The sequence below is a fragment of the Streptomyces sp. MnatMP-M17 genome, from assembly GCF_900091995.1.
In the GTDB taxonomy this organism is placed as follows: domain Bacteria; phylum Actinomycetota; class Actinomycetes; order Streptomycetales; family Streptomycetaceae; genus Streptomyces.
Genome location: NZ_FMDK01000771.1, coordinates 1 through 11,736 on the forward strand (window position 1 = coordinate 1; position 11,736 = coordinate 11,736).

Sequence of the window (11,736 nt, forward strand, 5' to 3'; positions counted from 1 at the left end):
GACCCGTTCAGCGGCCAGCAGCCGTGCCCGGCGACGGGAGGAGGCAGGCGCGGCAGCAGGTACGGAGCGTACGGCGGCGGACGCCGATACGACGGAGCCGGAGACCAGGGCGCCTACGCCGGCGACGGCGAGCGCGGCCACGGCACGGCGCCGGTTGAGAGGGCGCGGGGCGGACAAGTCGGGTGCGGAGCCGGGCGGTTGGGACATCGTGTCTTCTCCGTCTCTCCAGGAGCAGCGGTGCGACGTGTGCGTACGGCGTGTGCGGGTGTGCCGGGCGGTGGTCCCTTGGTTTGTCTTACGTCAGCGCTCCGGGGGTGTAAAGGGTTTTCACTCATGGAGCATTGAGGGTCTCTTCGTCACAGATCAGCGGACAGGAAGCGTTTTCTCCTCCCTGGGCGAGCGCGGCCCGCTGCCCGCCGTCGCTCGCACTGCGAACCGGCCCGGATCTCCTTACTCTCGGTTTACGGGCACCACGGTGCGTGTCCATATGAAGGAGTGTCATGCCTGTCGAGACGGAAACCGGTACGCCGACTCGCCAGCCCACCCTCGGCAATACCCACACCTTCGCCGCCGGGATCAGCTATCTCGCGATCCTCACCGGCACCTTCCCGCTCTTCTACTTCGGTGTGAAATTCGCCGGGCCCGGCTACTGGTGGTCATGGCCCATGGTGTTCCTCGGCCAGCTCATGGTGGCGCTGTGCTTCTGCGAGCTGGCTGCGCGCCATCCCGTCGCCGATTCGGCCCACACCGATTCGGTCCACGCCGGTCCGGTCCACAACTGGGCCAGGAAGCTCGGCGGTCCGCATATCGGCTGGCTGAGCGGCTGGTTGATGGTGACGGCCACCATGGTCTCCCTCTCCACGGTCGCCCTCGCCTACCAGATCACGCTGCCGCAGATCTCCCGGTTCTTCCAGTTCGTGGGGCCCGGCACAGACAAGACCGACGCCGCCGCCAACGCCGTACTGCTCGGCTCGGTGCTGATTCTCTTCACCACTCTGGTCAACGCGTTCGGAGCCAGACCGATGGCCCGGGTCAACTCGGCCGGAGTGCTGGTCGAACTGATCGCCGCCCTCACCCTGATCGCGCTGCTGGCCGCGCATCTCACGCACGGGCCGGGCGTGATCACCCGGTCAGCCGGTCATGGCAGCGGCGGCGCCGGCGGCATCGGTGAGTCGCTCGGCTATGTCGGCGCGCTTCTGACCGCCTTGCTCGCCTCCGCCTATGTCATATACGGATTCGGCACGGCGTCATCGCGCGACAAGGAGTCCCTCGACTCCAGTCGCAGCGCTCCGCACGCGATCCTGCGAGCCCTCGTCGTCTCCCTCCTGATCGGCGGGCTCGTTGTCCTGTTCGCTCTGCTGGCCGTGCCCGATCTGAACTCCACACGGCTGTCCGCGGACGGAATCCAGTTCGTGCTGCTCTCCACTCTCGGTCCGACCGTCGGCGAGATCGTGCTGTGGTGCGTGGTCATCGCCATCACCGTCTGCGCGCTGACGGTGCACAGGGCCGGGATCCGGCTGGTCTTCGCGATGGCCCGCGACGACTGTCTGCCCGCCTCCTCGCTGCTCGCCCGGGTCAGTCCACGGTTCGGGACTCCGGTGGTGGCCGCGATCACCGTCGGGCTGGTCGCCGTCGGCATTCTCGTGATCAATGTCAATCAACCGCGGATCTTCTCCGTGATCACCAGTATCGCGATCCTCATGATCTATCTGGCCTATCTGACGGTCACACTGCCCATGCTGGTGCAACGGCTGCGCGGTACCTGGCGGCCCAAGCCCACGTCCGAGGAGCACTTCTCGTCCAAAGGGCGCTTCTCACTCGGCCGGTTCGGGCTGCCGGTCAATCTCCTCGCCGTGCTCTGGGGAATCGGTATGTCGGTCAATCTCGCCTGGCCACGCCCGGAGGTCCACAACGCGGAGGCGCCCTTTCACTGGTATCCGCGCTGGGGCGTGTTCCTCTTCGTCGGCATCGTCGCCGCGGGAGGCTTCACGTACTACTGGCTCGTCCAGCGCGAACGTACGGGCGTGCCCGGATCCGGAGCCCGTCAGGGCCACACCCACGCCCACACCCGCATCCGCATCCGCGGCAACCTGATGGCAACGTACCGGTCCCTACTGTCCACCGTGCGGCGTCGTCCAACGGCGGGCGGCGCGAAAACCGGGAGGCCACCGAAATGACCCGTTACGCAGCACCCGGCGTCTCCGGCCCGCCGAGTCGTCGATGACGTACAAGCCCCCGGATCACGCGGGAAGGACTCCGTCAACGAGGGCATCCGCCGCGTCAGGCGCAGCAGGCCGCTGCCGGCGATGCGGAGTCGTGCGCGGCGATCATGAGGACAAGTCGGGCGTATTCGTCGGGCCAAGAACCTGCTGGTCAGCCACTCCCCGAAGGAGCTCAGCTTCTTCCAGGCCCAGAGAAAGGGGCGCCTGACCTGGGCTTTGGCCCGTCAGGTGCCCTTCGTGTCACTCGCCGGGCGACGGGCAGAAAGCAGCGCCGGACCGCCCCTGGGGACGGCCCGGCGCCGCGTGTGTCCGCGAGTGCGGTGCCTACCGGACGTCGATGTAGTCGCCGGTCGCGCTGACCGCGCCGGCGGTCGCCGAGCCCGCGTAGGTGAAGCGGTAGTAGCCGTCGGCAGAGGCGGTGACGGTGGTCTTCAGGGAGCCCGTGCTGCTGGACTTGATGCCCTTGACGTTCACGTAATTGGTGGTCCCTGCCTTGCGGAGCTGCAGGGCGACGGACTGGCTGCCGTAGCCGATGTCCTTGTGGCTCTCCCAGTTCGCCCGGGTCAGGGTGCCGGTGACCGTGATGGTCTTGCCCTTCTTCACCGGCTCCGGGGTCGCGTTGGCGGTGAGCTTGGTTGCGCGCAGGACCTTGAAGGTCTTCGCGGGGTCCCTGAACCTGTAATCGCCGTCGGCGCCGATGGCGTAGGCCCACATCTTCCAGGTGCCCGCCTGCGCGTTCTTGGATACGCCGAAGTGCCGGTTCGAGGTGCTCTTCAGCGCGAAGGAGCAGGTGTAGGTGGTGACGAGGTGCTCGCCGCAGCTGGGGAGCGTCACACCCCAGTCGTTGTGGTTGACGTCCGTGCCGTGGTAAAGGATCCCGCCGGCGTCGCTGATGCCGTTCGGGTCGGAGGCCGTCAGCTTGACGGTCACGGACGCCTTGCCCGAAGAGCCGACCACGATGGACTTGCCGTCGTTGACGATCACATTGGATATCTGGGTGTCGCCTTGTACATCGTCGGCCGGAGCGGCCGGAGCGGCCTGAACGGCCGGCAGGGCGAGAGCGGACAGGGCCGAGGCGCCGACAACGACGGCCGCGGCAGAGCGGATACGCATGCGCATGATTACCCCCACATCAAGAGCGATCCCGCCGAATTTCCCCCCGGCGGGTGACGGTGGCGTCGTGACTACGGTGCACCGGCTTTCGCATCCCGACGAGGGTTTCCCCGCGACCGCCGACGGCTCGTCGACCGGCCATTACCGGACACGGACATCATCACCGCCCGACTCCGTCGGCAGCCCCGCCCGTTCACACACCCGGTGCTGTGGGCCCATGTCGTCCCGCCGTAGCCGACGTACTGGTCAAGTCAGTGGGTCGCGGCACAGGCTACGCAGGTGGTCGCCGCCGGGCGCACTTCCAGGCGCTCCGCCGGAATCGGCTCGCCGCACACCTCGCACCGCCCGTAGTCGCCTCGTTCCAGCCGCTCCAGTGCCCGGTCGAGATCGGTCAGACGGTCCTTGGCCTGCGCGAGCAGGGCGGCGACGTGGGCCCGTTCGAAGGCGGTGCTCGATCCCTCCGGATCGTGCTCGTCATCGACCGCCACGAGCGCGTTCGCCTCGACGATCTCGGTGAAATCGCGGCTCAGAAACGCGATCTGCGCGATCGTGCCGGCGCGTTCGGCCGCCAGCCGCCCGTAGGCGGCCTTGCGCCCGACCGGAGGGAAAGTGGCATCACCGAAGAAATCGCCCATCGCAGTGGCAACGTCATCACCCGGCTTCGCATTCCGCGGGCGGCCGGCGGTCGTGCGGGACGGACCCGAGCCCGGTGGTCACCAGCGGCTTCGCATAGCAGCGGCTGAGCTCGTCGAAGCGGTAGTGGCCGAACTTGGCGCAGAGCTCGTAGCCGCTCGATGTGTAGAGGGAGATGGCCTCCGGCTGCTTGGTGCCGGTCTCCAGAACCATCCGGGTGCGGCCCGCGGCGCGGGCGTCGTCCTCCAGGGCGGCCAGTACCCGCCGGGACAGGCCGCGCCCGCGCGCCTCGGGAATCACATACATGCGCTTGATCTCCGCGTCGCCGTCCGCGTACCCGTGGTCGTTCTTGTCCTGGCTGCGCCAGCCGCCGGTGGCGATCGGAGTGCCCTGGTCGTCGTAGACGATCAGATAGAGGCCCTGCGGCGGCTCGAACATGGCGGGGTCGAGAGGCGTGATGTCGCCCTCGTCGTCGTATCGCTCGGCGTACTCGAGCTGCACGCGATCGTTGAGCTTGACGGCGTCGGGGTGGCCGAAGGAGGCGGTACGGATATTCATGCCGGACATCGTACTTCTATGCAGTCGGACGCGCGTCACCGGCCGCCGTGTGAAGCGTCCCTTCCCCGGCGACTCCGATGCCGGGGAAGGGACGCCGTCCTGCCTCACGAGAAACCGCGCGCAGAGCCGCGCGCCGGGTTCGGTGTGTCAGCGTCCGGCCGTGACACCCGCGTGTGGCGCGGAAGGCTCGTCGACCTTCGAGCGGGCGGTCGTCTCGCCGTTCTTCGTCACACGGGTCGCCACGAGCGCCCCGCAGTTCGAACCGTACGTCCACGTCTCCTGGTTGGAGATACCACCGGCCCAGTCCACGCACAGTCCACGCCCGTAGGCGTACACCGGTCCCGCGTACGAGTAGTAGTAGTCCCCGTCGACGTGTGCCTCACCGGTCGCGGGTACCCCGACGTAGGAGAACATGTACACCGGTGATCCGCTGGTCTTGCGGATGGTCACCACACAGTTCTTGCCGCTGCCGGAGTTGTACGTGAGGTACACCGTGCCCTGCTTGCCGATGTCCGCCCAGTTCACCACCGAGTAGCCGCTTCCACAGACGCCGTTGTAGGCGACCTGGGCCGACGCGGCGGTCGGCGCGGCGGCGGCCGGCTGGGCCATGGCGGTGGCGGTGCTTCCCGCGGCGAGCGCGGCCAAGGCCACCACCGCTGCCGCACGACGTGATTTCCGCATGTCTTTCCCCCTGTGACTTCGTGGATGCTTCTGCATCTCACCCGGTACGACCCGTGGATCACGGACACCGTTGTACGGAAGCGCGGCCTCTGCTTATGGCGTGCGGAGCATGGCTTACGGGGCACTGGGTCCCTGACACGCAGGGCGCTGTGACAGGGGGACCGTTCCATAAGAACCGATGGCGGACGAGCTGTTCCCGCCGCGCGTCGGCGGTGGCCGGGTGCAGTTGTACGAAGGGCCGCGAATCCCATCTGTCACACGCTTATCGGCCTCGGCGTTTCGGCCATCACCGTGTCCGGGGCCTTCCCGCATGTCCCAAGGGTGGATGCACTCCACACCTTGCGTGCCTCGCGCTCCCATGCGGGATCCGCTCCGTCTCAAATACGTGTGTTCGATATCGCCGCTCGCGTCGTTGATCCCGGTGACACCGAACAGATGACAACGACCGTGCAGGAGAAACGCAGTTGACCTCAGCCGATACCCAGGACACGCAAGCCGCGCCACCGCCATCGCCGTCGTCACCGCTACCGCCGCCACCGCCGCCCGCCGAGATCACGTACACGGGCGAGTACTCCGTGAACCCGCTCGGCGAGGTCTCCTTCCGCAGGGTCTGTACGCAGCTTCCCTCGGTGCTGCGCCGTATCGCCAAGATGTCCTGGGACATCGACCGCCGGGCCGTTCTGCTGCTCCTGGTCTGTCAGTTGGTCACCGGTGTGGCCGCCGCGGTGCTGCTGACCGCCACGGCCAGGGCCATGCGTCCGGTCCTCGGAGGCGGTGCAGTCGCCGACCGGCTGCACGAGGCGCTGCCCGCGCTGCTGGTCGTGGCCGGTGCCTCCGCTCTCAGCCGTGGCGCGGGCGCCGTGGCCGTGTATGCCGAGCGGCGGATCACGCCCAGGCTCACGACCGTGACGGACACCGCCCTGGTCGAGGCGGTCTGCCGCGTCGAGGCGGCGGCCTATGCGGTGGACGGGTTCGCCGACCGGCAGGAGGCCGCGGAGATGGGGGTGATCCGTACGCATGTGATGGTCACCGACGCCCAGCGGTTTATGTCGGCCCTGGTCAAGATGGTCACGGCCGGCGGCGTCCTGTCCGTCCTGAACGTGCTGATGCTGCCGCTCCTGCTCCTCGCCGTACTCCCGGCCGGCGTCGGAGCGGTGCTCACCGCCCGGGTCGACTACGAGATCCACTACGCGAACATCGCCGACCGCAATGTGCGGGGCATGATGCGGTGGTGGTCGACCACTCCCAAGTACGGCGACGAGGTCCGCGCCAATGGGATGACGGACTACCTGCTGTACTGGTACCGGTCCCTGTCGGAGCGGGTCGACCGGCGCACGCTCGCCGCCGCGCCTCGGACACTGCGTATCGCCCTGGTGTCGTCGCTCGTCGGCGGGGCTTTTCTCGTCGCCACATGGGTGGCGCTCGCCTGGCTGACCGTGACGGGCCGGGTCGCGCTCGCCATCGCGGCCACGGCGGTCGTCGCCGTCCAGACCACGCTGGCCGCACTGTCGCAGGTCATCATGAACGGCGCCGCGGTGTTCCACACAAGCCTCTATCTGAGCGACATGCAGGCATTCCTCGACGACGCCGGCGAGCGGGCGCCCAAGCGCGGGAAGCTGACCGTGAGCGCGCCGGTGAAGGAGATCCGGCTGGAGGAAGCCACCTACCGTTACCCGGGAAAGGACAAGCCGGCCGTCGACGGTGTCTCCCTGACACTGCGGCGTGGGCAGATCCTCGCGATCGTCGGCGTCAACGGCTCCGGCAAGTCGACGCTCACCCGGCTGATCACCGGTATCTACCTGGCCGACAAGGGCCGCGTGACATGGAACGGCGCGGATCTCGCCGCCGTCGAGCCCGCCACCGTCTGGGCCTGCACCGGACTGGTGCCACAGATCTTCGCGCAATGGCCGCTGCGGGTACGCGAGAACGTGACGCTGGGCCAGCCCAGAACCTTCGACGACGGGCCGGTGTGGGAAGCCGTCGACGCGGTCGGCATGCGGGAAGCCGTGGAGGACCTGTCGAGCGGCCTCGACACCCTCCTCGCGAGGGAGGTGTTCGGCGGCGCGGAGCTGTCCGGAGGACAGTGGCAGCGCCTGGCCTGCTCCAGAGCCCTGTACCGGCGCCCGCCGCTGCTGATCCTGGACGAGCCCACCTCGCAGATGGACCCGCGGGGCGAGCACCAGATCTTCGAGGAGATCAAGGCCATCGCCGGAGACCGCATCACGATCGTCGTGACACACCGGCTGGAGAACACACGGGTCGCCGACCACATCGTGGTCATGGAACAGGGCCGTATCACCGAACAGGGCCGGTACGACGACCTCGTACACGCGGGCGGGACATTCGCCGAACTTCTGGCACTCTCACAGGACCGATAATCCCTCCGCCTGCCAGATGTAGGGTCCATGATCCAATGCGCAATGTCGGCTGGGGATGCGCAGTGAATGCGCAAATCCGGGGTTCGGTGCGCAATGGTCGCGGTCCGTAGCGGTCGGTGTTGATCTCTTGTGATCTCTCAGGGAGAAGCACGCGGGGTGCTCCGTACCGTCCAGAGTATGGCGGTACGGAGCGCGGGCAAGGCCAGCGATGTACGCAGGGCGCCTACGGCGTCGATCCGGTACGAGGCCGAATCGGTACGCGAAGTTCCCTTTGCTCACATGCGGTTGGCGGACTTCACGGAGTCGGTGCCATGGCGGCGGTTTCGCTCGGTACACGGGCAGGCGCATTACTCGGGCAGCTACGCGTCGGCGACGACGGGCGGGCACGTGGTCTATGAGAGCCGTCTGGAGTTGGCCCGGCTGCTGCTGGCGGACTTCGATCCGACGGTATGCGGGATCTTTGCTCAGCCGTGCCGGCCGGTGGCCCGGGTCGGTGACCGGGTACGGCGCCATGTTCCGGATTTCCTGCTGGTTATAAGCTCGGGCACTGTGCGGGTGGTCAACGTCAAACCGGAGGACCGTCTGCTGGATTCGGAGATCGCGGAGGCCCTGGCCTGGCCGGGTGAGCTGGTCGAACGGCACGGCTGGGAATACGAGATCTGGTCCGGCGCGGATCGGGTGCTGCTGGAGAATGTACGGTTCCTGGCCGCGTATCGGCGTCCCGGCATCGTGCCCGGAGCTGAGGTCGAGTGGGCCTGGCAGCACCTTGTGGACGGCGAGCCCATGGCCGTCGCCGAGCGACGGCTGGCCGGTGACGGTCCCGTCCACGAGGTGAGGCCCGCGCTGATGGGGCTGCTGTGGTCTGGGCGGCTGTCCACGGACCTGTCCCGCCCGCTGTCAGGGGAATCAGAGTTGCGGAGGTGCGCGTGAGTGCGTGGACTGTCCCTCTGCGGCCGGGGCTTGCGATCAGCTTCGATGGCGAGCAGTTCACGGTCGCCGAGATCGAGGGGCGCCGGATCCTGCTGCAGCAGGCCGCGGTCGCAGGGACGCCGAAGTGGCGGCAGGTCGATATCTCCGCGTTGCTCTCGCACCCCACCACGCAGGTCCTGGTCGACGCGCCCGAGGAGGAGCCGGCGGCGGCTGCGGTGCTCAGCGGCCTGGAGGACAGCGAGGACGACGCGCTGACGGTGAGGCTTCGCCATGTCCAGGAAGTCCGCACCAGCTTCCAACTCGGTACAGAGGAACTGGCGTTGCAGGGCGAGCCTCGTCCCGACTATGCGCCGGGGGTGCCGCTGATGCACCGCTACACGGCCAAGGCCGCCGAACGTCGGGGTCGATCCTGCGACGATCCGCCGGTGGGTCGCCCGGGTGAAGCGGTCCGGTCCCGCCGGTCTGGTGAACGAACGTCCGGTGCGCCGGGCGGTGGACTGGGTGGATCCGCGGTGGGCGGATGCCGCTCGGACGGTGCTGAAGAGACACGAGAAGTCCTCTCGGCCGGTGCGGAACCTGGTCCTGCTGGAGATCGAGGAACGTCTCGCCCAGGACCATGGCCGGGGAACGGTTCCTCTGCCGCCTCGCACTAATGGCTATGAGGTGCTGCGGGAGCTGGCCAAAGGCTCGAACGCGTTCGAGGGCAGCACCAAGGGCAAACGGTCGATCGCCAACCGGCCGCAGGGGGTTTACGGCCGGTTGCGCGCGACGCGACCGGGCGAGTACGTGGTGCTGGACACCAACCGGTTTAACGTCTTCGCGATGGAGCCGGTGACCTGCTGCTGGGTGCAGTGCGAACTCACCGTTGCGATGGCGGTCCTTCGCCTGCCCAGTGCACCTCTGCCTGCTGCTGGAACGGTGCCCCTCCTGCGGGCAGCCGGTCCGCGCGCACGGCACCCGGGACGACGGCCCGTCACAGCCGGCTCTCTGCACCCGAGGACGCCACCGGGCCGAGGGCCCGCGTCGGCTCCGCATCGTCTGCGCATACCAGCTCGGCGAAGCCGCCGCACCCGCCCTGCCGGACGCCGGCCTCGTGCCGGCCGCCCAGCAGCATGTCACCCCCCTCGACCCAGGCCAGCGTCGGGAACGCCGAACCCCGAGCAGGACGAGAGGCAAGGGCGTCCCCCGCGTCGGCCCGCTCGCCCTGGTACTTCTACCTGCGGCCCGGCAGCTCGGCCTTCGTGGTGCACTCCCACCTTGAGTACGAGTATGAGTACGAAGCCCACGACAGCGGCGGCGAGTTCAACGGGAACAGTGACATCAACGACTTGGACGAGCAGATGGAGGCTCTCCAGTACTGCGCTCCCACCTTCGAGGAGTGGGCCTACCGCTTCTGGATCGAGAACCGCATCAGCGAGGTAGTCGAGAGCGAGGACAAACCTTCACTCGACGAAGAACAGCATGCCTACTTGAACCACTACAGAACCTCTCACCAGCACTCACCGTCCGTCTGACTGGGCCCACGAATACGCCGGCCGTGGAGCACACCAGCCCTCCTCGACGACGCACCGTGACCACCACGCGATGCCCCCCGGAGCGGATTGCGCATCCCCAACCGATCCGCCAGTGCGCATCCAGCCCAGATTCCAGCGTTTCCGCAGGACGCGGTGCGCACGAGGTCGCGGACCCTACACCAGATGATCAATTGCCAGGACGGTCATCGACTGTCAGGGCGGTCATCGACAGCAACAGGTACGGCACGGGATCCGGTGACCGGCCGAGGCGCCCGCCGCTTCCGCGACGGCGCGCGGAGGCGCGGTAAGCGTGCGGGAAGTGCGCGATGCGGGCGTGCGGCAGAGGCGCGCGCCTGCTGAGTGCTGCTGTCTGCCGGGACACCACACTTTCGGTCCCTCCCTCATCCCCGGTCGCCGCCGAGATGCTGAGGACTCGCCTCTTACGCCATGTTCATGTCGGGTTGGCCCTGCCGTCCGGTGCGCGTGGTGGCGCGAGGCGTCCGCGCCGCCGGCCCGTCGGAGCTGACGGTCCGTCATCTCGCCAGGCCACGGCCCCGGTCGTGGGTACCGGAAGGATTCCACGTGATCAAGACGAAGAAGCTGTTCGGCGCGCTCGGCGCGGCCATCGCTGTTCTGGCGGTTCTGGGCGCCGGCCCGGCACAGGGCGCACCGGGCGGGGAGAAGGACAAGGAGCCCGTCCGCACGACCGCGCCGAAGGACGACAGTCCGGCCCCGGACCACACGGCCGACACCGACACCGTGGCGCCGTCGCCCTCCGTGACATCGGCGCTGGCGACGATCCAGAAGCGGATCGCCGACCACGTCGCCACGCACGGCACCACGTACACATTCGCCAGCTACGTGGATCCCGCCACCGGGCGCATCGTCCTCGAAACCGACGCGCCGGCCGGTCTCGTCTCCGAGCTGACCGATCTGTCCGGCGCCGGAGCCGCGCAGAGCCAGGCAGCCGACCGGCTCCAGCTCCGCCCGGCGACCACGACCGACACCTTCGACCGAAGGAACGACACATCGCCGTTCTACGGTGGCGGCGGCATCGCGGCCGAGGGCTTCCTGTGCTCGTCCGGCTACGCCGTGCAGAGATCCGGAGTCAGATTCATCACCACGGCCGGCCACTGCTTCAACAACGGCACCACCGTCGTGACCGAGTCCGGCGCGAACACCTACGGCACCGTCTCCGACCGGCGTCTGCCTCCGGTCACCGGCGACGCCGCGGACATGGAACTCATCGGCGGGCAGTCCTACGCGGGCCGCGTCTTCACCGGCGGTGTCACCAGCAGCACCAGCATCCCGGTGGTCTCGGCCGGCGGAGCCGTCGTCGGTTTCAACAACTACTGCCACAGTGGACGCACCACCGGCGAGCAGTGCGGTCACACGGCGACCAGTACCACCGCGCAGGTGTGTACCGCGACGGGCTGTAAGTCGCCTGTCATCGCCTATACCGGTGGCACACTCCAGCAGGGCGGTGACTCGGGCGGCGCCTTCTACGCCAAGGACAACTCCGGTGCGTATATCCGCGGCCATGTCATCGCGGGCAACAACACCACGGGCTACATCCAGCCGTGGACCGTGGTGACCGCCATGCTCGGCGTCGCCATCGTGACTGGCTGATCCACGGGCCTGGCTGATCCACCGGCCCGGCCGGCTCACCGGCCGGCCGACGCAGCCCGCCCGGCACCCCGGCACGGC

Annotated in this window: 10 protein-coding genes and 1 pseudogene; 6 read left to right on the top strand and 5 right to left on the bottom strand. The window is 68.2% G+C overall.

The features are described from left to right. Window positions 1-207 (bottom strand): annotated as a pseudogene (locus GA0115259_RS41290) (hypothetical protein); the annotation flags it as partial. Between the two features lie 293 nt (window positions 208-500). Between GA0115259_RS41290 and GA0115259_RS30185 the strand changes: the two are divergent. Further along, window positions 501-2,177, top strand: coding sequence for an APC family permease (locus GA0115259_RS30185; protein ID WP_093602888.1), 1,677 nt, complete (start codon window positions 501-503; stop codon window positions 2,175-2,177). 369 nt (window positions 2,178-2,546) lie between these two features. Here the strand turns inward: GA0115259_RS30185 and GA0115259_RS30190 are convergent, their stop codons facing one another. The 4 genes from GA0115259_RS30190 to GA0115259_RS30205 form a co-directional block, all read right to left on the bottom strand. Further along, window positions 2,547-3,335 carry a hypothetical protein gene (locus GA0115259_RS30190; RefSeq protein ID WP_093602898.1) on the bottom strand — a complete coding sequence of 263 codons (789 nt, stop codon included), beginning with the start codon at window positions 3,333-3,335 and terminating at the stop codon, window positions 2,547-2,549. A gap of 251 nt (window positions 3,336-3,586) precedes the next feature. Beyond that, window positions 3,587-3,970: a TraR/DksA family transcriptional regulator gene (locus tag GA0115259_RS30195; RefSeq protein ID WP_093602890.1), complete on the bottom strand. Its 384-nt coding sequence runs from the start codon at window positions 3,968-3,970 to the stop codon at window positions 3,587-3,589. A 16-nt stretch (window positions 3,971-3,986) separates the two neighbouring features. Further along, the gene (locus GA0115259_RS30200) at window positions 3,987-4,526 is read right to left on the bottom strand and encodes a GNAT family N-acetyltransferase (RefSeq protein ID WP_093602900.1); all 540 of its coding nucleotides are present in this window, start codon (window positions 4,524-4,526) and stop codon (window positions 3,987-3,989) included. 147 nt (window positions 4,527-4,673) lie between these two features. After that, on the bottom strand, window positions 4,674-5,207 hold the full coding sequence (locus tag GA0115259_RS30205) for a spore-associated protein A (protein ID WP_237540601.1): 534 nt from the start codon (window positions 5,205-5,207) through the stop codon (window positions 4,674-4,676). 464 nt (window positions 5,208-5,671) lie between these two features. On the opposite strand from GA0115259_RS30205, the gene GA0115259_RS30210 reads away from it, so the two are divergent. The 5 genes from GA0115259_RS30210 (at window position 5,672) to GA0115259_RS30235 (ending at window position 11,658) form a co-directional block, all read left to right on the top strand. Further along, on the top strand, window positions 5,672-7,585 hold the full coding sequence (locus GA0115259_RS30210) for an ATP-binding cassette domain-containing protein (protein ID WP_093602892.1): 1,914 nt from the start codon (window positions 5,672-5,674) through the stop codon (window positions 7,583-7,585). Window positions 7,586-7,762: 177 nt separating this feature from the next. Continuing rightward, window positions 7,763-8,515, top strand: a complete 753-nt coding sequence (locus tag GA0115259_RS30215; RefSeq protein ID WP_093602902.1) for a TnsA-like heteromeric transposase endonuclease subunit — start codon at window positions 7,763-7,765, stop codon at window positions 8,513-8,515. Continuing rightward, on the top strand, window positions 8,512-9,168 hold the full coding sequence (locus tag GA0115259_RS30220; RefSeq protein WP_093602894.1) for a hypothetical protein: 657 nt from the start codon (window positions 8,512-8,514) through the stop codon (window positions 9,166-9,168). The genes GA0115259_RS30215 and GA0115259_RS30220 overlap by 4 nt, the downstream gene beginning before the upstream one ends. Before the next feature lie 459 nt (window positions 9,169-9,627). Beyond that, complete coding sequence (locus GA0115259_RS30230; protein ID WP_161230504.1) at window positions 9,628-10,029, top strand: hypothetical protein; 402 nt, start codon at window positions 9,628-9,630, stop codon at window positions 10,027-10,029. 582 nt (window positions 10,030-10,611) lie between these two features. Continuing rightward, window positions 10,612-11,658: a chymotrypsin family serine protease gene (locus tag GA0115259_RS30235; RefSeq protein ID WP_176732702.1), complete on the top strand. Its 1,047-nt coding sequence runs from the start codon at window positions 10,612-10,614 to the stop codon at window positions 11,656-11,658. Window positions 11,659-11,736 lie beyond the last annotated feature (78 nt).